Origin of the sequence: Bizionia argentinensis JUB59 (genome assembly GCF_000224335.1) — a bacterium.
GTDB classification, from domain to species: Bacteria; Bacteroidota; Bacteroidia; order Flavobacteriales; family Flavobacteriaceae; genus Algorimicrobium; species Algorimicrobium argentinense.
In genome coordinates, this window is sequence record NZ_AFXZ01000032.1 from 34293 (window position 1) to 54934 (window position 20642).

The 20642-nt window shown below is 33.8% G+C and carries 21 protein-coding genes; 4 read left to right on the forward strand and 17 right to left on the reverse strand.

The features are described 5' to 3' along the window. Positions 1 to 110: 110 nt before the first annotated feature. From BZARG_RS08885 to bshC, 6 genes are all read right to left on the reverse strand, one after another. Positions 111 to 341, reverse strand: coding sequence for a DUF3820 family protein (locus BZARG_RS08885; RefSeq protein ID WP_040288323.1), 231 nt, complete (start codon positions 339 to 341; stop codon positions 111 to 113). A gap of 44 nt (positions 342 to 385) precedes the next feature. Beyond that, positions 386 to 787 (reverse strand): OsmC family protein, encoded by a 402-nt coding sequence (locus BZARG_RS08890; RefSeq protein ID WP_008637516.1) that lies wholly within the window; start codon positions 785 to 787, stop codon positions 386 to 388. A gap of 1 nt (position 788) precedes the next feature. Continuing rightward, complete coding sequence (locus tag BZARG_RS08895; protein ID WP_008637482.1) at positions 789 to 2723, reverse strand: PBP1 and LysM peptidoglycan-binding domain-containing protein; 1935 nt, start codon at positions 2721 to 2723, stop codon at positions 789 to 791. 180 nt (positions 2724 to 2903) lie between these two features. Beyond that, entirely contained in the window at positions 2904 to 4439 is a 1536-nt protein-coding gene (gene guaA, locus BZARG_RS08900) for a glutamine-hydrolyzing GMP synthase (RefSeq protein WP_008637460.1), read from the reverse strand. 58 nt (positions 4440 to 4497) lie between these two features. Then, positions 4498 to 5868 (reverse strand): pyridoxal phosphate-dependent decarboxylase family protein, encoded by a 1371-nt coding sequence (locus BZARG_RS08905; protein ID WP_008637488.1) that lies wholly within the window; start codon positions 5866 to 5868, stop codon positions 4498 to 4500. A gap of 3 nt (positions 5869 to 5871) precedes the next feature. Beyond that, on the reverse strand, positions 5872 to 7476 hold the full coding sequence (gene bshC, locus BZARG_RS08910) for a bacillithiol biosynthesis cysteine-adding enzyme BshC (RefSeq protein WP_008637444.1): 1605 nt from the start codon (positions 7474 to 7476) through the stop codon (positions 5872 to 5874). A gap of 115 nt (positions 7477 to 7591) precedes the next feature. Here bshC and miaE point away from each other — a divergent pair, with 115 nt between their 5' ends. Together miaE and BZARG_RS08920 are read left to right on the forward strand one after the other, a co-directional pair. After that, entirely contained in the window at positions 7592 to 8173 is a 582-nt protein-coding gene (miaE, locus tag BZARG_RS08915; RefSeq protein WP_008637470.1) for a tRNA-(ms[2]io[6]A)-hydroxylase, read from the forward strand. Between the two features lie 171 nt (positions 8174 to 8344). Beyond that, positions 8345 to 9613, forward strand: a complete 1269-nt coding sequence (locus BZARG_RS08920; protein ID WP_008637471.1) for a carboxypeptidase-like regulatory domain-containing protein — start codon at positions 8345 to 8347, stop codon at positions 9611 to 9613. Positions 9614 to 9755: 142 nt separating this feature from the next. Here BZARG_RS08920 and BZARG_RS08925 read toward each other — a convergent pair whose 3' ends face one another. Further along, positions 9756 to 9944, reverse strand: a complete 189-nt coding sequence (locus tag BZARG_RS08925) for a response regulator (protein WP_157998028.1) — start codon at positions 9942 to 9944, stop codon at positions 9756 to 9758. A 298-nt stretch (positions 9945 to 10242) separates the two neighbouring features. Here BZARG_RS08925 and mgtE point away from each other — a divergent pair, with 298 nt between their 5' ends. Further along, complete coding sequence (gene mgtE, locus BZARG_RS08930) at positions 10243 to 11583, forward strand: magnesium transporter (protein WP_008637490.1); 1341 nt, start codon at positions 10243 to 10245, stop codon at positions 11581 to 11583. A gap of 138 nt (positions 11584 to 11721) precedes the next feature. On the opposite strand, the gene rimO is transcribed toward mgtE, so the two are convergent. The 9 genes from rimO to BZARG_RS08970 all read right to left on the reverse strand — a co-directional run bounded on the left by rimO (position 11722) and on the right by BZARG_RS08970 (position 18137). After that, on the reverse strand, positions 11722 to 13041 hold the full coding sequence (gene rimO, locus BZARG_RS08935; RefSeq protein ID WP_040288325.1) for a 30S ribosomal protein S12 methylthiotransferase RimO: 1320 nt from the start codon (positions 13039 to 13041) through the stop codon (positions 11722 to 11724). Positions 13042 to 13180: 139 nt separating this feature from the next. Then, positions 13181 to 14134 carry a signal recognition particle-docking protein FtsY gene (ftsY, locus tag BZARG_RS08940; protein WP_008637473.1) on the reverse strand — a complete coding sequence of 318 codons (954 nt, stop codon included), beginning with the start codon at positions 14132 to 14134 and terminating at the stop codon, positions 13181 to 13183. Between the two features lie 144 nt (positions 14135 to 14278). Beyond that, on the reverse strand, positions 14279 to 14431 hold the full coding sequence (locus tag BZARG_RS15495; RefSeq protein WP_008637517.1) for a DUF4295 domain-containing protein: 153 nt from the start codon (positions 14429 to 14431) through the stop codon (positions 14279 to 14281). A gap of 117 nt (positions 14432 to 14548) precedes the next feature. Then, a complete protein-coding gene (gene rpmG / locus BZARG_RS08945; protein WP_027125348.1) occupies positions 14549 to 14731 on the reverse strand; it encodes a 50S ribosomal protein L33 in 183 nt (60 codons plus the stop codon). 27 nt (positions 14732 to 14758) lie between these two features. Beyond that, entirely contained in the window at positions 14759 to 14995 is a 237-nt protein-coding gene (rpmB, locus tag BZARG_RS08950; protein WP_008637548.1) for a 50S ribosomal protein L28, read from the reverse strand. Between the two features lie 101 nt (positions 14996 to 15096). Beyond that, the gene (locus BZARG_RS08955) at positions 15097 to 16344 is read right to left on the reverse strand and encodes a CinA family nicotinamide mononucleotide deamidase-related protein (RefSeq protein ID WP_008637492.1); all 1248 of its coding nucleotides are present in this window, start codon (positions 16342 to 16344) and stop codon (positions 15097 to 15099) included. Next, positions 16344 to 16685 (reverse strand): Hpt domain-containing protein, encoded by a 342-nt coding sequence (locus BZARG_RS08960; RefSeq protein WP_008637541.1) that lies wholly within the window; start codon positions 16683 to 16685, stop codon positions 16344 to 16346. The genes BZARG_RS08955 and BZARG_RS08960 overlap by 1 nt, the downstream gene beginning before the upstream one ends. Further along, complete coding sequence (locus BZARG_RS08965; protein ID WP_008637489.1) at positions 16686 to 17297, reverse strand: fumarylacetoacetate hydrolase family protein; 612 nt, start codon at positions 17295 to 17297, stop codon at positions 16686 to 16688. A gap of 63 nt (positions 17298 to 17360) precedes the next feature. Continuing rightward, the gene (locus tag BZARG_RS08970; protein WP_008637538.1) at positions 17361 to 18137 is read right to left on the reverse strand and encodes a 3'-5' exonuclease; all 777 of its coding nucleotides are present in this window, start codon (positions 18135 to 18137) and stop codon (positions 17361 to 17363) included. Positions 18138 to 18886: 749 nt separating this feature from the next. On the opposite strand from BZARG_RS08970, the gene BZARG_RS08980 reads away from it, so the two are divergent. Then, positions 18887 to 19120, forward strand: a complete 234-nt coding sequence (locus BZARG_RS08980) for a hypothetical protein (RefSeq protein WP_008637465.1) — start codon at positions 18887 to 18889, stop codon at positions 19118 to 19120. A gap of 138 nt (positions 19121 to 19258) precedes the next feature. Here BZARG_RS08980 and BZARG_RS08985 read toward each other — a convergent pair whose 3' ends face one another. Then, on the reverse strand, positions 19259 to 20569 hold the full coding sequence (locus BZARG_RS08985) for a dihydrolipoamide acetyltransferase family protein (RefSeq protein WP_040288329.1): 1311 nt from the start codon (positions 20567 to 20569) through the stop codon (positions 19259 to 19261). Between the last annotated feature and the right edge of the window lie 73 nt (positions 20570 to 20642).

The window sequence follows — 20642 nt, forward strand, 5'->3', positions numbered from 1 at the left end:
TTATTAAACGTTAAATATAATTAAAACTATAAATTTCGTGGGATTATATCGTGAAATTCTAAAAACCGCACCTGTTAGTGTAAACTGTGACTGCGACGGAATACTAACAACTAATTCTTCGGGAAATTTCTTCTAATATTTCTGATTAATTCTTCAAGTCCGTTAAGTTTTATTTCATAAATAGATTGAAGCATCTCTCCCAGTTTTCCTTTTGGAAATCCTTTATTGTGATACCAAACTACATAATATTCTGGAAGATCAATTAAGTAACGATCTTTATATTTGCCATAAGGCATCTTAGTATGAGCGAGTTTTATAAGAAACTCTTTGTCTGGCTGCATGAAAGGTGTAATGAATAAATAATTATACGCGTTTTAAATTAAGTTTATTTCCAGTTAAAAGTAATATTCTTTTCAATATCTGGATGCAAACTTTGTAATACAGGACAAGTTCTTCCCGTATTCTCTAATATTTTTTGCGTTTTGCTATCAGCTCCTTCTGGAAAACTTAAAATCACTTCTATTTTTGAAATGCGTCTAGGATTAGCAGACATGGTTTTAGTGACTTCAGCTTTTGTTCCAGCCATATCATAGCCAAAATCTATAGCTTTAATTCCCATAACAGTTATCATACAACTTGCTAGACCTGTTGCCACCGTATCAGTTGGCGAAAACGCTTCACCTTTACCATTATTATCAACAGGTGCATCGGTAACAAAAGTACTCCCCGATTTTACATGCGTGTTTTCAGTTCTTAAATCACCTAAATAAGTTACAGTTGCTGTCATGTTAATCTTGTTTAATTTCTATGATTTTTAAATCTTCGTATTTAACCAAATACACCGTATCATTATAATAACCACCGATTAAATTCTTTTTATAGGCGAATTTATTCTCAACATATTCTGTTAATGGCGCTTGGTTTACTGACTCGTAAAGATCTCCAAAATTCACTAAACGTAAGGCAACATCCATAGTAATATCAAAACCACGAACAGCAGTTTTACTAGGTGTTATACCAAAGCGCTTTTCGTATTCGATGGCGAAACTATTAACGTCATCTTCATTATAGGTTCTAGCAATTGCAGCAAACGTTAATTGCAAATTAGATAAGTGGTAGTTTGAAACCTCATCATCCTCAAAAGCACTTCCCATTTCGGTTGTGGCCAAAATAATTTGGCGGTCTTTAGATATTAAAGAGTTTAATTTACTACTCACATTAGATACGAAACCAGGATTTGAGGTTTCTAAAAAAACAATATTCTTACCCGGTTTTAACTTTGAAATAATATCCGTGTCATAAATATAAAATGCATCGTTTTCCTTTTTATCTTTTCTGGAGAATACTTGGGATGCATTTGGTAGATGACTTTTTAAATCGTTAGAAACTTCTATGCGACTCTGATCTGCAATTATGATAACCTGGTTTACAGTGGCATCACCTTTAACGTATCTAATCATTTTATCTTTTAGTAAGCTTTCGGAAGCCATAGATTGAAAGACATTATCTGAAAGCTCTAGCTCTGTTAAATTTGGTGAGATTAGAGCTACATTACTATTTTTTAAATGAGCGGCTACTTTTTCAAAACTAATAGGCATTAACGGCCCAATTACAGCATTTACATTTTCTAAATTTTTAGAAATAATTAAATTTGAAACTTCACTTAATTGGTTTTTTGTGTCATAAAAATCTATTTTTAGATTAACACCTAAATTTTTAAGTGAATCTAATGCTACCGTAATTCCTGAATAAAAATCTAATGACCTCCTTAAAAATACATCTTTCTGAATTTGTTCTTTCGTATCAGCTACAGAATCAACATTAACCTCATCCAATTTAAAAGGTAACATAAATGCAATATGTTTTTGCTGCTTACCTCTAATATTTTTTGTTAAATCGGTAATTTCTAATTTTTCATTCTCATCTTCTACACTTGCATTATAAGGCACTTTTAATATCATGCCAGCTTTGAGTCCGCTTTCAGCTAAATCTGGGTTTAAAATTTCCAATTCACTTTGCTCCAAACCTAATTTTACTTTAAGTCGGTAAAAACCTTCTTTTGGCAATACCTCGTAAAAAGAATACTGACTTTCTATTGGTTTTTCTTCGGTGTCTTCAATTTTTGGAACATTTATAACTTGACCTTCTATTAAATCTGGATTCATCCCAGGATTTAAAGCTTCCAACTCGGCAACCGTTATTCCAAACTTATAAGCAATACGCCATTTTCCTTCTTTTGGAAGAACCGTATAAGTTTTAGATGAATCATTTCGGGTTTCTTCAGGTTGAGAGATAGTTAATACTTTTTTATAAACTGGAATCTCTATTACATCACCTTTACGAAGGTTATTAGCGTATAAAGACTTGTTGTGCTTTTTAATTTCGTCTTGAGAAACATTATACTCTTTGGATAAGCTATATAGCGTTTCTTTACGTTTTACTCTATGCTTTTTAAAACCAGTCAATTCTTTCCCAATAGCGGCATGCGGCGCTGTTTGATCTATTTTCTTGTTTGGTATAATTAAAACCGTATTAAGTTTTAATCCTTTTTTTGCATCTGGATTTAGCGCGTATATATCAAAAGGCGTCACTTGATATGCTTTCGCAATACTTTCAATAGTTTCGTCTGATTTTACTTTATGCGTTTTATAATTTTGCGCTTGGGATGTAGAGCCACAGCTAAACAATAATAGGATACTTAAAATACAAAATAGTTTCTTCATAATATATATACGTTCGGATTTACGTTACCAATTGTAACGTTATCCTTTTTATTCTTTTTTAAATATAAACGCTATTTAAAGATTTAGTTTTAAGCACCCTATCTATAAATATACAGGCACCCAATTTTATCAATATACTTCAACTTAAAAATTGAGATATTCCACATTAAATCTCCTATTCTACTCCCATTCTATAGTTGCTGGTGGTTTTGAACTAATATCGTATACTACTCTATTAACGCCTTTTACTTTATTTATTATTTCGTTTGATGTTTTTTGTAAAAACTCATACGGTAAATTCACCCAATCAGCGGTCATACCATCGGTACTTTCCACAGCTCTAAGCGCCACACACTTTTCATAAGTCCGCTCGTCGCCCATAACACCAACACTATTAACAGGTAGTAAAATTGCACCCGCTTGCCATACGCTGTCATACAAATTCCACTTTCTTAAATTACCGATAAAAACGGCATCCACCTCTTGCAAAATACGTACTTTTTCAGCTGTAATATCACCTAAAATTCGAATAGCTAATCCAGGCCCAGGAAAAGGATGACGACCTAATAACTCCTTATCCATATCCATGGAAGCACCCACACGACGCACCTCATCTTTAAATAAAGCTTTAAGCGGCTCTACGATTTTAAGTTTCATAAAATCGGGTAAACCACCTACGTTGTGATGACTTTTTATTGTAACACTTGGCCCACCTGTTGCAGAAACACTTTCAATAATATCTGGATAAATGGTACCTTGAGCTAACCATTTAACATCTGAAATCTCATGTGCTTCATCATCAAAAACCTCTATGAATATACCTCCTATAGCTTTACGCTTTTCTTCTGGATCGCTTAATCCGGCTAGGGCATCCAAAAAACGTGCCGAAGCATCGACACCTTTCACATTCAAGCCCATACCTTTGTATTGCTCTAAAACTTCACTGAACTCATTTTTACGTAACAATCCGTTATTTACGAAAATACAATATAAATTTTCACCAATAGCTTTGTGCAATAACATCGCTGCTACTGAAGAATCTACGCCTCCCGAAAGTCCTAAAACAACGCGATCATTTCCTAATTTTTCTTTAAGTTCGGCTACCGACTCTTCAACAAAAGATTTTGGTGTCCAATCTTGTTCAACTTTAGCAATATGCACCAAAAAATTCTCAAGCAATTGACTACCATCGGTTGTATGGTAAACTTCTGGGTGAAACTGAATGGCATATGTTTGTTCTCCTTCAATTTTAAAAGCCGCATTTTTAACTTCGTCTGTACTGGCTAATAAAACACCGTTTTCTGGAAGAGTTTTAATAGTATCACTATGGCTCATCCAAACTTGGCTGCCGGTATAAATGTTATGAAAGAATTCTTCTTTTTCTTTTACGAAAGATAAATTAGCACGGCCGTATTCTCTAGAATCAGAAGGCGCTACCTCTCCTCCTGAAAAATGCGCTAAATATTGCGCACCATAACAAACGGCTAGCAATGGCTTTTTACCACGAATAGCTTTCAGTTCAGGATGTAAAACCGCTTCTCCTCTTACGGAGTTTGGACTTCCTGAAAGAATAACCGCTTTATAAATTTCTAAATTTTTCGGAATTTTATTGTAAGGATAAATCTCACAATAAATGTTGAGTTCCCTAACGCGACGCGCAATAAGCTGTGTGTATTGCGAGCCGAAATCTAATATAAGTACGTTGTTGTGTTGCATGCGTAAAAATAACAATTGATTATTGAATAACTATTTTAGCGGTGGAATTTTTTTATAATTAATTCATAGAGTCTAAAATCATTTTAATATCGTTTTCTGTTGTATCTGGATTAATAAAGCAAAAACGCGAAACGGTTTCAAACGTATCACCATTTTTCCACTTGGTAGGCGTCACTAAAGCAAAACCTTTTTCATGGTTTTCATAAGTCCAATGGGTATAATCTTCCGGTTCCCATCCAATACGTCGGTATAGCACACAAGATAAACTCGGTTCTCTTACCAATTCCACATTTGGATTTTCTTTAATCATTTTACCAGCAAGTTGCGCCAATTCCAAACCACGTTCTACAGCTTCTTTATATCTGTCGGTTCCGTGAGTTGCTAATGAAAACCATAATGGTAAGCCACGAACGCGACGTGTTAATTGAATTTGATAATCGGTTGGATTAAAGCCATGAGCACCTTCATCTTTAAAAATATCTAAATAAGATCCTTGTTGGGAATGTGCAGCTTTCGCTAATTCAGGGTTTCTATAAATAACGGCACCACAATCATAGGGTGAGAACATCCACTTATGCGGGTCGATTGTAATGCTATCCGCACGTTCAATACCGTTAAATAAATGTCTTACCGAGTCGGCTGCCAAAGCACCACCACCATAAGCAGCATCCACGTGAAACCATAAATTTTCTTTTTCACATACTTCTGCAATACCTTCTAAATCGTCAATAATTCCAGCATTGGTTGTTCCGCCCGTTGCTACTACAGAAAACAAACGTTTACGTTGGTGAAAGTTTAAATTATCAATAGTTTCGCGTAAAGCGGCACCTGTTAATTTTTCTTCGGAATCCACTAATAAAATATCCACATCGGCTACTTTTGCCATAGCTTTAATAGAAGAGTGCGCGCCAATAGACGTGATAATCAGACCTTTTTCACGTTTATACGTATCATCTAATCGCCAATTTTCACGCGCTGTAACAATTGCTGATAAATTTGCTGCTGTTCCGCCACTGGTAAAAACGCCGAAAGCACCTTCTGGTAATCCGGTTAAAGAAACAATCCAAGACATGGCTTCATTTTCGCAAAAAATACCGCCGGCACCTTCCATCCAGTAAGCTCCATGAATACTTGATGCCGATGTTACTAAATCGAACATAATGGCTGCACGTGTTGGAGACGCTGGTACAAATGCTAAATTTCTTGGGTGATCTACTGGAACGTTGGCTTTGGCTAAATGCTCTTTCCATAAATTGAAAGCATACTCACCACCGATCCCTTTTTCTGTAACGGTATCGCCAACAAGCGCTTTTAATTCCTCGTATTTTTTAGGTTTTCCTATTTGGTGTTCGGTAGATGAAATTCTACCAATGGCATATTTCATGACATCTAAAGTCATTTCAATAAGCTCTATATCAATTTTATGCATGAATTACTCTAAATTAAGTATTATAAACTCGTTTTTCAACGGTTGCAAATTTAACATTAACTGCTGAATTAATTGGTCTCCAAACTCTAAATAAAAGGTAGAAAAATTGGTTTGTCGTTCTTGTAAACTCTGGTTTGGAAATAAATCATCTTGCAATAACTTAACACGCTCTAAAACATCAGCTTGTTTCCGCTTTTGTGCTTTTAACAAACGTTTTTCTAAATGCTCCAATCCTTTTATTTGTTTGTGTTCTTGAGCAGAAACAGCTCCTTTAAAAGATTCATCTGTTTTTTGTGCTAATATATATAAATCTTCAAATTGTTTTTGAAGATGTTTTTTTTGTTTTGAAAGATCTATTTGAATTTCAGAAATGTCTTTTGTGACTTTCGTTAACAACTCATTTTGCTTTAAAAACAGGTCTTCATTTTTTAAGCCTAGCTTTTCTAGTTTGTTTTGTTGCTTGGACGTTGTCAGCAATACCGAGTTTCGCAATAACAATATTGGAAATGGTATTTTTTGCGATTCGAAATTAGATTTAAGTTGAAACCAATACGCCAATTCGCCACCACCGCCAATATAACAGAGATTTGGTAAAACAACTTCTTGAAATAGCGGTCGTAAAATTACATTTGGACTAAAACGTTCAGGGTGACTTTCAACTTCATCTAACAATTGACTTTTATTCCAAGAAATATCCGTTTCCAAAACTTGATAAACGCCATTTTCTTCAACAATGCGTTCCCGTAAACCTGGTTTAATATAGAATAGATTTATCTCACGTGGATTTACTTGAATTTTATAATTTTCAGGTAAGCTGTTTAGTTGTTCGTTGGTTTCTGAAACATTTTTAAAAGAACTCTGATTTACGAGTTCTTCTTTTACATAAGGAATAAACTCCTTTTTTAAGGCTTTATCATTTCCATCTAAAATAACTAATCCGTATTCTGAAAATAATTCGTTTACCAAATAGCGCGTAGCTTCGGTTAAATTATTATGGTTTACATATGTATTTTGAAACAAAGCAACAAGTTTATCGCCATTGATACTTTTAGGTAATTGTTTTGAAAACACTTCAAAAACATTTTTAAATCCCTCTAAATCTAATTCACCAACTGGTCCAGAGGCCTCGCGATTCCATTGTACTTTTTTCTCTTTAAAATTGAAGTAATTAATTTCCTCAAAATCATGATCTTCTGTTGCCATCCAATAAATAGGCACAAAATTAGTTTCGGGGTGTTTAACTTTTAATTCTTCACATAAATTAATTGTTGAAACAATTTTATACAAGAAATAAAGGGGGCCAGTAAAGATATTTAATTGATGACCTGTGGTAATTGTAAAGGTGTTATCATCTTTTAAAGATTCAATATTTCTTTTTGTTACAGATGAACTATTGACATTCTGATATTGTTCTTGTAAACTCGAAACCAAAACAGCTCTAGATTTTGAAGTGAAAGACGCTTTCTTTTCATCTATTTGATCTTTAAAATTATCCAGCTTTGGAAAGCGGTGATAAAAAGGTTTTAAAGCCGATTTCTCATCTAAATAATCACATATTAAACCTGAAAAATAGTTGGTATTTCTAAACGTTATACAGTCTGTTGGCATAGTTAAACATTGAATTTTTAAAAACGTAAATATACGGATTCTAGTCTTAAAAATAACTTAAAACATAAGCAGATAAGAGCTAGAAAGATTGCCTATATTTACCGAAAAAGTATTTATGTTAGGTTTAAAATTAGCTACAGATCCGCGATGGGTGGATATTGCAGAATCGAATTTGGAAGAAATATTAACCGATCACGCTTGGTGCGAACAAAAAGCTGCAACCAATGCCATTACTATTATTACACTTAATTCTCAATACACCGATTTAGTAACCGAGTTATTAGAGTTGGCAAAAGAGGAGATTGAACACTTTCAAATGGTTCATGATATTATAAAAGAACGCGGTTTTACATTAGGTCGCGAGCGCAAAGACAGCTATGTAAACGAGCTTTATAAGTTTATGAATAAAGGCGGTAGCCAAATTCAAGCTATGGTAGACAGACTCTTGTTTTCTGCAATGATTGAAGCCAGAAGTTGCGAACGTTTTAAACTCTTATCAGAAAACATTAAAGATCCAGAATTGGCTAAATTTTATCATGAGTTAATGATTAGTGAAGCGGGACATTACACCCTGTTTATAGGTTTTGCTAGAAAATACGGACAAGATGTGGATGTGGACAAACGCTGGAAAGAACTTATTGATTTTGAAGCGGAAGTAATTCAAAGGTACGGCAAATCGGAAACGATTCATGGTTAAAACCTTTCATCTAGAAACAATTACATTGAATATCTAGTTAAACTTTAAATAGCAAATTTTTACTGTTTGAAAAACTTGTCTTACTTTTATTTAATCTAAAAATGAATTAATCTTTCAAATACAAGTCACTTTAAAGTATTTTTCTTAAATTATAGTTCTATTCTTGTAATTATGAAAAGCTTTCAACAAATAAAACAAATTCTTTATTTACTTACCGTTTTCGGGACTTATATTTCTGGTTTTTCACAAGTAGAAGCCGAGGTTTTTATTGAAATTAGCGGTAAAGTCGTAGATAGTAATACAAAAAACGCTCTTGTTTTTGCCGATATTATAGTTTCAGATTCTAATATTGCCACTGTTTCAAACAACGAAGGTAATTACATACTAAAAATACCAGCCAATTTTAAAGATCGCTTTATAGTCGTAACCTATTTAGGTTATGCGGAAAAGAAAGTATCGATTGTTTCCGCACTTGAAAATAACGTTATAAAACTCCAACAAACAGTTACGCCACTTCAAGAAATCAGTATTATCCAGCCGAAAAATGCTGAAACGCTACTACGACTCATGCTGCAAAACATACCTGATAATTATGTAGAATCTAGCATGGAAATGACCGGTTTTTACAGAGAAACCATAAAAAAAAGACGTCAAAACGTATCATTATCAGAAGCTGTTATAAATATTTATAAACGACCAAACAGTCAAAACCGACGTGACGCTATAGAATTAGTGAAAGCTAGAAAAAGCACCAATTATGCTAAATTAGATACTTTAGCATTTAAACTTCAAGGCGGGCCTTTCAGTAATTTATATACCGATATTGTAAAATATCCGCAATATATTTTCAACGAAGATAATTTAAAAGTTTACAATTATACATTCGATGAATCAACCGTTATAAATGATCAATTAATATATGTCGTTAACTTTAAACAGAAACCGGAATATGAAATGCCTTTGTATTACGGGAAACTTTATATAGACTCTAAAACGTATGCCTTAATAAGTGCTGTCTTTAGTCTGAATGTTGAAAATCGTGAGTTGGCCAGCGAATTATTTGTAAAACAAAAACCTAGAAAAGCTAAAGTATATCCTACAGCAGCTAATTACCGTGTTAACTACCGTAATAGCAATGGTAAATGGTATTATAGTTATAGTAGTATTTCACTTACATTTAAAGTGAATTGGAAAGGCCGTTTATTTAATAGCGTATATACTTTAAATAGTGAAATGGCTATTACCAATTGGAACTATACAGATGAAAGGTATTCAAAAACAAAAAATAAAGAACAAGTTTTCAGGCCCAACAGTATTCTAATTGATGAAGCCTCTGGCTTTTCGGATCCCGAATTTTGGGGTGAATACAATATTATAGAGCCCGAGAAATCTATTGAATCGGCCATCGAAAAAATTCAAAAGCAGCTGGATAAAACTTAAAACAAAAAGTCAAAACCATAGATATTCAAATCGGTAATTTCATGTATACTTATATAGAATCAACTACTTCACGCCTACCAATTCGGAGAAAGCTGAAATCATTAAAACAGGTGTCGATGTATTATCATTCTAAAATCTTTTGCTAAATCAAAACCACTTTTCCCGGCAAATTAATGTTCAATAAAACACAACCGAATTGCGACTCATCAAGAGTTTTTTCAGCAAGTAAATCGTCATATACGGTTTCCACATCCATGTTCTCGGATAACAGCGCTTTTTTAATATTTCTATTAAGCTCCGGATCATCTTCTATAATAAGTATTCTTCTCACCTGACCAATAATTTTAGATCTGGCAAAATTAAGTAATATAAAATAGATGCCATATGCCAATTTTTAGTTTGGAGCTAATAGCCGGCTTTTAAATTATAAAACTTTCAAAAACTAAATAAAAATCATTCCTATTTAAGAAGAAAAGAACAAATGAGAATATTTACTAAAATTAAAGATTAGAGTTACATTTGTATGCAAAATGTAATTAAAGTTTCTAATTTCCCATTATATAATAATGGCGTTATTATTAATACGTTTTTAGAAAATATATCTTACAATTAATTATAAAAAAATGGGTATGCCAGTAACTGAAACTGATTATCTTGAGCTAATTAAAAACAAAAAATGGCGTGTTTTAAGGCGTGCGCTGCATGAATTAGATTCTCTTGAAGCTGCTGAATTGGTTGAAAACGCTTCCAAAGGAAATAAGGTAATCCTGTTTAGATTACTAACTAGAGAACAAACGAAAGATGTATTTAAGTTACTTCCGCACTCTGAACAAGAGGACGTTATTGAAGGTTTAGCCGAGAATTTTCAAAAGCTAGCAAGATTACTTAGCGACATTAAACCAGATGATAGAACAGCATTTTTTGAAGAGTTACCAGGAGATATTGCCCAGCGACTAATTCAAAAATTAACGCCAGAAGAACAGAAAATTTCCATTCAACTTTTAAGTTATCCAAAAGATAGTATTGGTCGTTTAATGACGCCGGAATTTGTGGCTATAAAAGCAGAATTTACGGTTGCAGAAGCTTTTGCTCATATTCGAGAACACGGAAAAGACTCGGAAACTTTAAATGTTATTTATGTTATTGACGATAATTGGAAGCTGATTGACGATGTCACCATCAAGGAATTAATTTTGGCACCTCCGGGTCAAATAGTCGACGACCTCATTAATCATCGTTTTGTATCCTTGAATGCTTTGGACGATCAAGAAACAGCTATTTCCGTATTTAAAGATTATGACCGAGTTGCTTTACCCGTTTTAAGCAAGGAAGGCGTCCTTTTGGGTATTGTAACCTTCGATGATATTATGGATGTTATTGAAGAAGAATCTACAGAGGATTTTCATAAATTCGGATCGGTACAAAATGCCAGTAAAAACCCATTAAAGGAACGTATTTTTAACCTATATAAAAACAGAATTGTTTGGCTCGTGCTTTTAGTTTTTATGAACATTTTTTCGGGAGCAGCTCTAGCCAGTTTTGAAGATGTAATTCAGTCTTTTGTTGCCCTCGTTTTCTTTTTACCTCTGTTAATTGATAGTGGCGGAAATGCCGGATCGCAATCAGCAACGCTTATGATTCGCTATTTGGCCTTGGGTGAAATTCAAATATCCGATTGGTATAAGTTAATTGGTAGAGAACTTTTAGTATCGTTTTTATTAGGTATTACTATGGCTATAAGTATTGCAGCAGTTGCTAGTTTTAGAGCGCCAGAAATTATTATAGTGGTGTGTATAGCCATGGTTATAAACGTTATGCTTGGTAGTTTAATTGGTCTACTATTACCGTTTATATTTACTAAATTAAAAATAGATCCTGCCACGGCTAGTGCGCCTTTAGTAACATCTTTATCTGATATATGTGGCGTATTGATCTACTTTTCTTTAGCAACCAGGTTGCTGGAGTTTTAAGTGGAATAAAAATAGATTAGGTTTTAAATTACACTTTGTCTCTATAAAAAATTCAGAGACAAAGTGTATAGTAATATTTAACGAACACTTTAACCAGAAAGATCAGGCGTGGTCTATTTGTAAAAAATCCAGGAAAAATTAAGCATGCACTTCTGCACTTACCACTTCCGCATACAAATCAAAATCTGCTGCTTCCGTAATAATTACTTGTGCGTATTCTCCCGTTTTTAAGTAAGTTTTTGAAGCTTCAATAAGCACTTCATTATCAACGTCTGGTGAATCAAATTCCGTACGTCCTACAAAGTATTCGCCTTCTTTTCTATCGATAACTACTTTAAACTCCTGACCGATTTTAGCTTGATTTAATTCCCAAGAAATTTGCGATTGGATTTCCATAATTTCATTAGCGCGTTCTTGTTTCACATCTTCAGGAACATCATCTTCTAAATTAAAAGCATGTGTGTTTTCTTCATGACTATATGTAAAACAGCCTAAACGCTCAAATCGCATAGCTTTAACCCATTCTTTTAACTCTTGAAAATGCGCCTCCGTTTCACCAGGATATCCAACAATTAGAGTTGTACGGATAGTCATTTCTGGAACGGCTTGTCTAAATTCTTTTAAAAGTTTAGTCGTTTTTTCATTAGTTGTTCCACGACGCATACTTTTAAGAATGTCGTCTGAAATATGTTGCAATGGAATATCTAAATAGTTACATATTTTAGGCTCACGCTTCATAACATCTAAAACATCCATTGGAAAACCAGTTGGAAATGCGTAATGCAAACGAATCCATTCAATACCTTCGACTTTCACTAAAGCCTCAAGTAATTCAGCTAAATTTCGTTTTTTGTATATATCAAGTCCGTAGTAGGTTAAATCCTGGGCAATTAGAATAAGTTCCTTAACACCGTTAGCTGCTAATTTTTCTGCTTCGATGACTAAATTTTCAATAGGTGTACTTTTATGTTTTCCACGCATAAGTGGAATAGCACAAAAACTACACGGGCGATCGCAACCTTCAGCAATTTTTAAATAGGCGTAATTTTTTGGCGTAGTTGTTAAACGTTCACCAATTAATTCATGCTTATAATCTGCACCTAAAGCTTTTAATAAAGCTGGCAATTCTGTTGTTCCAAAATACTGATCTACATTTGGAATTTCCTTCATTAAGTCCGGTTTATAACGCTCACTTAAACAACCGGTAACAAATACTTTATCAACTTCGCCGGCTTCCTTTTTCTGCATGAATTCCAAAATGGTATTCACACTTTCTTCTTTAGCGTTATTAATAAATCCACAGGTATTGATAACAACAACATTACCTTCTTCCTCATGTACCACGTCTTTTCCGCTAGCTTTAAGCTGGCCCATTAAAACTTCGCTATCGTAAACATTTTTACTACAGCCAAGTGTTATAACGTTGATCCTATTCTTTTTAAGTGTCTTTGTTCTCATACTCGTTTCCTATTAAAACAGGAATCTTTTTAATTAATATCTACTTTTTTACAGGATGCAAATATACAATATGTTTAGAAACAAAAAGACTTCAATCAAATTGAAGTCTTTTATTATTTTTTATATAATTGATCACCTTCTATTTGAAGAATGAATCTACAAACTCATATTTATTAAATACTTGCAAATCTTCAATACCCTCACCTACTCCAATATATTTAACCGGTATTTTAAATTGATCTGAAATTCCAATGACCACACCACCTTTGGCGGTACCATCTAATTTGGTAACAGCTAATGACGTAACTTCAGTTGCGGCCGTAAATTGTTTGGCTTGTTCAAAAGCGTTTTGTCCAGTTGAACCATCTAAAACCAATAATACATCATGTGGTGCATCTGCAATTACTTTTTGCATAACGCGTTTTACTTTGGTCAACTCGTTCATTAAATTGACTTTATTATGTAAACGACCTGCAGTATCAATGATAATAACATCGGCATTTTGGTTAACACCAGATTGCAAGGCATCAAAAGCAACAGAAGCAGGATCTGAACCCATATCTTGGCGAACCATTGGAACATCTACACGATCTGCCCAAACTTGAAGTTGCTCGATTGCAGCAGCTCTAAAAGTATCGGCTGCACCTAAAACGACATTCAAACCTTGTTTTTTAAATTGATATGCTAGTTTACCAATCGTAGTTGTTTTACCAACACCATTAACACCAACAACCATTAAAACATACGGTTTTTTTCCGGCTGGAATAGTATATTCGGTTTCTTCACCCGAATTGGTTTCACTTAAAAGACCAGCAATTTCTTCGCGTAGAATGACATTTAATTCTTCAGTACCTAAATATTTATCTTTAGCTACGCGTGCTTCAATACGCTCAATAATTTTCAGCGTCGTATTGACACCAACATCACTACTAACAAGAATTTCTTCCAGATTATCGAGAACTTCGTCATCAACTTTCGATTTTCCGGCAACAGCCTTGCTTAATTTCCCTAAAAACGATGATTTAGATTTTTCTAAACCTTTGTCTAGTGTTTCTTTTTTCTCTGAAGAAAATATTTTTTTAAAAAAACTCATTGCTCTTAATTTCTATACCAATTGATAACCAAAAGCCTTGCCTAATTTATCAGACTGCACTTTTGTGATTAGCTTATAAAGATAAAACAAAAAAAGCTGCTTTCGTATACCGAAAGCAGCTTGAATATTTTAAGCGTTAGAAAACTAATGTTTTGCTAACCAATCACTCACAGTTTCTGGAGCCATAACTGCTTCTACAAACGTGTAAGATCCCGTTTTAGGAGATTTTACCATTTTTATAGCTTTTGTTAATCTTTTAGATCCCGTCTGTAATGATGCTACTGATTTCTTTGCCATGTCTAAATGCTTTTAAAACATTGTCACTAAAGTGAAAACGTTATGATTTTTGATATTTAAAATTTTACTTTCGTAAAACCCCTAATTTATGAGATTCTACAAACTTAAAATCTCTAATTACTTAATTTCTTTATGAACAGTCACTCGTTTAAGAACAGGATTGAATTTCTTAATCTCCATTCTGTCTGGTGTGTTCTTTTTGTTCTTTGTTGTAATATATCTTGAAGTTCCTGGTTGACCAGACTCTTTGTGCTCTGTGCACTCTAGTATTACTTGTATTCTGTTACCTTTCTTTGCCATTATCCTATATTTTTTAAAATAAGCCTATTACTTAATAAATCCTTTTACTCTTGCTTCTTTTAAAGCAGCCGTAATACCGATTTTATTAATAGTCTTTAATGTTGATGTAGCAACTTTTAAGGTTACCCACTTATCTTCCTCTGGAATATAAAAACGTTTTTTAATAAGATTTGCATCAAATTTACGCTTTGTTTTATTCATTGCGTGAGACACGTTGTTTCCAACCATGGCTTTCTTTCCTGTAAGTTCACAAACTCTTGACATTGTTCTATCTTTAAAAGTGTTATTTCGCCTATTTTAAAACGGATGTTCCAAAACAGGCTGCAAATTTAGTAAATCTTTATAATATCAACAAACTAAATTCGTTACTTTTTTAAAATTTCTTTTTGAAGCATTTCAAACCCTTTATTTACGGCTTTCATAATCACTTTTGTTCGGTGATTTCCCAACTCAAATTTTTCAGAAAACACATGATCTTTGGTCGCAAGTGCAATATAAACAGTACCGATTTCAACATCCGAATCGCCCTTATCCGGACCTGCATTTCCAGTAGTTGCTATTGCATAATCAGTTTTAAATAATTCCCTAGCGCGTCTAGCCATCGCCTCTGTAACCGGTCCACTAACCACCGAATGCGCCTCAATCAAAGCTTCTGGCACCTGTAAAACATCTGTTTTAGATTCCGAAGCATATGTAACCACACTGCCTTTAAAATACTTTGAAGCACCTGGATTCTTGGTTATTAATTGAGCCATTTTCCCACCTGTACAACTTTCTGCTATGGATAAGGTTTTACCTAAACTAGTTAATTGCCTGCCTATTAAAACCTCAATAGATTCATCCGTTTCAAAACTCACAAAAACATCCTCAATTTGCGGGAGGAGCATTTTTACTTGCGCTTTCATTTCTGTTTCCACCATTTCCCTATCATTGGATTTGGCCGACAAACGCAAACGAACCCGGCCTAAACCAGGTAAATAAGCTAATTTAATAAAAGGAGGCAAATTGTCTTCCCATGCTTCAATGCGCTCAGCTAATGAGCTTTCACCTAAACCATGAGTTAAAATAGTAATATGTTCAATGTATGGAAATTGATAGGTTTCACGTAGTCGCGGAATCACTTCATCATCCATTAGCGCTTTCATTTCAAAAGGCACACCTGGCAAAGAAATAAAAACTTTACCGTTTTTTTCCATCCACATTCCTGGAGCACTACCATATTTATTCATGAGCACACTCGCTTTAGATGGTACTAAAGCTTGATCTATATTAACTTGTGCTAATGGCTGTTTAATATATGTTTTCCATATATGTTTTATGTTTTCCAAAACGGCTTCGCTTTGAACGAGGTGATCTTGAAAATAATCACATATAGTCCTTTTGGTAATATCGTCTTTTGTGGGTCCCAATCCTCCAGTTATAATGATGATGTCGGCGTTTTCTTCGGCCTCCTTCATAGACTTGATAATATGAGCCATATCATCTTGTACAGAGGTAATTTGATACACAGAAACACCAATTTTATTCAACGCTTTACTTATAAAGGCAGAATTGGTATCTAAAATCTGTCCAATGAGAATTTCATCGCCAATGGTAATAATTTCTGCTTGCATTATAAATTAAAGTCTAATTTAATTTCATCAACTGTATTGCTAATTGCTGCATCAACTTTTGCTAAACTAGCAGAAACATCAGTGTCTTTTTTTTTGAATTTACCCCATTCTTGAACTTCAATTAAGTCGTCTAAAACGCCTAATTCAAACAAATCAATTGTTGGTTTCATTTTATGAGCCGCTTGATAGGCAGATTCAAAATCATTCTTACTTACAGCCGTTTTAAGATTTTCTAAATCTTCAGGAACTTCCTCAAGAAATGCAGCGGCCAAAGCGGCTACAAACTCTTCATCATTATCCGCTAATTCACGAATTCGAAATAATTTATAATGCTTTTCCATTTATTTTGCTAGTATTGAAAACATTTGTTTTTTTTCTATAAATCCTGTTAACTGATCGTTAGCCTCTACTTTCCCTACTCCAGCTGGCGTACCTGTAAATATAATATCCCCAATCTTCAAAGTAAAATATTTAGAGACGTATTCTATTAATTCATCTATTTTCCAAAGCATGTGGCTAGTCTCTCCTTCTTGAACTAATTGGTCATTCTTTTTTAAAGAGAACTTAATATTATTAATATCTTCAAATTCTTCTTTTGATAACCAATTCCCTATTACAGCTGAACCATCAAATGCTTTTGCCTTCTCCCAAGGCAGTCCTTTTGCTTTTAATTGCGATTGCAAGTCGCGAGCCGTAAAGTCGATTCCTAATCCAATTTCATCATAATATTTATGCGCAAATTTCTGATCGATATACTTCCCTACTCTATTTATTTTAACTAAAATCTCCACCTCATAATGCACATCATTGGAAAAATCGGGGATAAAAAAAGGTTGTTTTTTTAGCAATACTGCCGTATCTGGTTTTAAAAAAACTACAGGCTCCGTCGGTTTTTCGTTTTCCAACTCCTTAATGTGTTCGGTATAGTTTCTTCCGATGCAGATAATTTTCATTGATGAATGCTATTTATTGTTTGTTATTAAGTTGACTAGCTGTATCGCTATTGGGAATAAAACCTAATCCAATTTATTATTAAAAGCTCTTAATTTAATAGCTGTCAAAACTTTTTTGGTATATAAAGGAAAATCGGCATTAAGCAACCAACCAAAATAGCCTGGTTCTGTTTCTAAAATATCCGTTACTAATTTTCCCTTATGTTTTCCGAAAGAGAAGCATTCTTCTCCTTTTTTATTGAAACTGATAAATCCAGCGAAATCTGCGAATTTTTTACGCGAGCTAAATTCTGCTAAAAATTTAGTATCATTTTCCAACTCCTCATATCTAGCTACCTGCGCTTTTAGCACTTGGTAAGTAGCATTGGTATCTGCTTCAGCTGTATGAGCACCTTCCAAAGTTTCATTGCAATAAAATTTATAAGCGGCACCCAATGTTCGTTGTTCCATTTTATGAAAAATAGTTTGCACATCTACGGATACACGATTTTTCATATCGAAATCGACATCAGAACGTAACATTTCTTCAGCTAAAAGCGGAATATCAAATCTGTTAGAATTGAAACCCCCTAAATCTGAATCTTTAATCACCAGACTAATTTCTTTTGCTATTTCTTTAAAAGTTGGAGCATCTGCCACATCTGCATCAGAAATTCCATGAATCTCGGTAACTTCTTTTGGAATAGGCATTTCAGGATTAACCAACCAACGTGTCGATTCTTCTTTTCCGTTTGGATGCACTTTTAGAATGGCTATTTCAACAACTCTATCTGTTGTAATGCTAATTCCGGTTGTTTCCAGATCGAAAAAACAAATAGGCTTGGTAAGATTAAGTTTCATGATTTTTATTTTGCACAAAGATAAAAAGATAATTAGAATTAAAAGGAAACCATCTAAAGATTGCCGATTACTTAACTTTTCAGAAGCAGTTCCTTTAATATTTATTGATTGTCCGTAACACATCATAATGCTATAAATCACCTTATTTTAATAACATATTTATTTCATCGCAAAAAACAAATGTTTGATTCCATTCTGCGTAAATCCGCGAAATCTGCGGGATAATTCTTCCCAGCACTAATCTTTAATTCCTGCTAATTACGCATATGCTCGCAGATTTTCTTGCTAGTATGTCAAAAACCGGATTCTCAAAAAATTATTCGAATTTCTTAAAAGAAAAGACGTTTCGTCCTTAAAATGATGCAGCTGGGGTTTTATTAATTCTAAAAACAATGTCATTTTTAGATTTTTGAAGAACACAAATAAATACAACTTCATGGAAGACATAATTAAAATCGCCATTTATATTCATGCTTTCTTTGGGGCTTGGGATTCATAATGGGAATTAGTAGCGCGATTATTAAAAAAGTAAGCAAACTCCATAAACGATTCGGCATTTTATTCTCAACTGGAATGATTACCAGTTCTCTTATTTCTATTCTAATTGCTTTTATGCAAAACCACGAAAATTTATTTTTGTTCTTAATAGCTTTATGCATTATTTACTTGGTTTTATCGGGAAACAAAGCATTAGCTTTCAAAACGAAGAATAGAAATATTTCAAATTGATAAAACAATAAAGATTACAGATGGATTTAATAATTGAAATATTCTTTAGAGGCCTTATAGTTGATTTACCTGGAGGCATTTCTCGATATCTGTTTTTTAAAATTATAGGTAAATCAAAATCAATGAAACACTTTACAACAGGAAGAAAAATTAAAGATAACAAAGCAATTTCTCAACATTTTCCTAATGTTATCGTGGGACTGGTTATGCTCTGTTTAATTTCTATACTTGGAGCATATTTATTCTTTGGCTAGACATAACAATTCAGAAAAGGTAAGATTAACCTAAATATAAAAGGTGATTGTGATTCAAATGTGATTGAAATAAAAAAGCACAATCTTCCGATTGTGCTTTTTGTCTTTAATTAAGATCCCTTTTTTTAAAGAGATTTTTTAGATCTCGCGATTAGAATCCCACGCCTCTAAATAATCTTTTACAGCTTTCACAAACTGACCTCCTAAGGCACCGTTTACAACTCTGTGGTCATAAGAATGCGATAAGAACATCTTGTAACGAATACCAATAAAGTCACCTTCTGGCGTTTCTATTACAGCTGGTACTTTTCTAATAGCACCTAATGCTAAAATACCTACTTGTGGCTGATTAATAATTGGGGTTCCCATGATACTTCCAAAAGTACCCACGTTTGTTACCGTATAAGTTCCACCTTGAATATCGTCTGGTTTTAATTGGTTTAACCTAGCTCTATTAGCTAAATCGTTAACCTTTTTAGCCATTCCAATTAAATTTAGTTGATCTGCATCTTTAATAACAGGAACTATTAAATCACCGTTACCTAAAGCTGCAGCCATACCTAGATTAATATGTTTTTTCTTAATAATGGTATCACCTTGTAAGGAAATATTCATCATTGGGAAGTCACGTAATGCTTTTGCAATGGCTTCCATAAAAATTGGTGTAAAGGTTAAGTTTTCACCTTCACGTTTTGCAAAACCATCTTTTACTTTTTTACGCCAGTTCCAAATTTTCGTCACATCGGCTTCAATAAAACTTTGAACGTGTGCCGATGTTTGAACTGAATCCACCATGTGATTAGCTATTAATTTGCCCATTCTGGTCATTTCAATAATCTCGTCATCACCGGAAGCAACAACTGGAGCTACTTTAGGTTTTTCTGGTTGTTTTGAAGCTGCTTGCTGTACTGGCTGCGCTTTCGACTCCATTTTTGGTGATGCTGAACGATTTTCTAAATACTTTAGTATATCATTTTTAGTAACACGACCATCTTTTCCTGTTCCAGAAATAGCATCTAAATCGCTTTGTGAAACACCTTCTTTTGTAGCGATATTTTTCACTAATGGTGAATAAAAGCGATCGTCTGAAGATTCCACAGGCGCCGATGTTTCTTTAGCTGCCGTTACTGTTTTGGAAACATTTGCTACTGCAGCTGCTTCTTTTGTTATTTCTGATTTTGGCGCTGCTTCAACCGCTGCCGAATCGCCATCTGTTTCAATAATAGCAATAGTTTGTCCAACTTGTACGACATCGTCCACGTTAAACATAATTTCAACTAATACACCGTCTACTTCACTAGGAACTTCACTATCCACTTTATCCGTTGCAATTTCAAGAACTGCTTCGTCTGCTTCAATTGTGTCACCCACTTCTTTTAACCAAGATGTAATGGTTGCTTCTGCTACACTTTCCCCCATTTTAGGGAGCTTTAATTCAAATTTTGCCATATCTGTAACTAAACCGTATGTTTTTAGATTTTGACTGCAAAATTAATGAAAAATCATCAATTTCATTGCAGTT

Bases quoted from the DNA above. Each gene is read 5' to 3' on its own strand.
- rpmB (WP_008637548.1), bottom strand. From the start codon at position 14,995: ATGTCAAGAGTTTGTGAACTTACAGGAAAGAAAGCCATGGTTGGAAAC.
- mgtE (WP_008637490.1), top strand. From the start codon at position 10,243: ATGCCAGTAACTGAAACTGATTATCTTGAGCTAATTAAAAACAAAAAA.
- BZARG_RS15495 (WP_008637517.1), bottom strand. From the start codon at position 14,431: ATGGCAAAGAAATCAGTAGCATCATTACAGACGGGATCTAAAAGATTA.
- BZARG_RS08960 (WP_008637541.1), bottom strand. From the start codon at position 16,685: ATGGAAAAGCATTATAAATTATTTCGAATTCGTGAATTAGCGGATAAT.
- BZARG_RS08965 (WP_008637489.1), bottom strand. From the start codon at position 17,297: ATGAAAATTATCTGCATCGGAAGAAACTATACCGAACACATTAAGGAG.
- guaA (WP_008637460.1), bottom strand. From the start codon at position 4,439: ATGCAACACAACAACGTACTTATATTAGATTTCGGCTCGCAATACACA.
- rimO (WP_040288325.1), bottom strand. From the start codon at position 13,041: ATGAGAACAAAGACACTTAAAAAGAATAGGATCAACGTTATAACACTT.
- miaE (WP_008637470.1), top strand. From the start codon at position 7,592: ATGTTAGGTTTAAAATTAGCTACAGATCCGCGATGGGTGGATATTGCA.
- BZARG_RS08895 (WP_008637482.1), bottom strand. From the start codon at position 2,723: ATGAAGAAACTATTTTGTATTTTAAGTATCCTATTATTGTTTAGCTGT.
- ftsY (WP_008637473.1), bottom strand. From the start codon at position 14,134: ATGAGTTTTTTTAAAAAAATATTTTCTTCAGAGAAAAAAGAAACACTA.
- BZARG_RS08970 (WP_008637538.1), bottom strand. From the start codon at position 18,137: ATGAAACTTAATCTTACCAAGCCTATTTGTTTTTTCGATCTGGAAACA.
- BZARG_RS08905 (WP_008637488.1), bottom strand. From the start codon at position 5,868: ATGCATAAAATTGATATAGAGCTTATTGAAATGACTTTAGATGTCATG.
- BZARG_RS08955 (WP_008637492.1), bottom strand. From the start codon at position 16,344: ATGCAAGCAGAAATTATTACCATTGGCGATGAAATTCTCATTGGACAG.
- BZARG_RS08885 (WP_040288323.1), bottom strand. From the start codon at position 341: ATGCAGCCAGACAAAGAGTTTCTTATAAAACTCGCTCATACTAAGATG.
- BZARG_RS08920 (WP_008637471.1), top strand. From the start codon at position 8,345: ATGAAAAGCTTTCAACAAATAAAACAAATTCTTTATTTACTTACCGTT.
- rpmG (WP_027125348.1), bottom strand. From the start codon at position 14,731: ATGGCAAAGAAAGGTAACAGAATACAAGTAATACTAGAGTGCACAGAG.
- BZARG_RS08980 (WP_008637465.1), top strand. From the start codon at position 18,887: ATGGATTTAATAATTGAAATATTCTTTAGAGGCCTTATAGTTGATTTA.
- BZARG_RS08985 (WP_040288329.1), bottom strand. From the start codon at position 20,569: ATGGCAAAATTTGAATTAAAGCTCCCTAAAATGGGGGAAAGTGTAGCA.
- BZARG_RS08890 (WP_008637516.1), bottom strand. From the start codon at position 787: ATGACAGCAACTGTAACTTATTTAGGTGATTTAAGAACTGAAAACACG.
- bshC (WP_008637444.1), bottom strand. From the start codon at position 7,476: ATGCCAACAGACTGTATAACGTTTAGAAATACCAACTATTTTTCAGGT.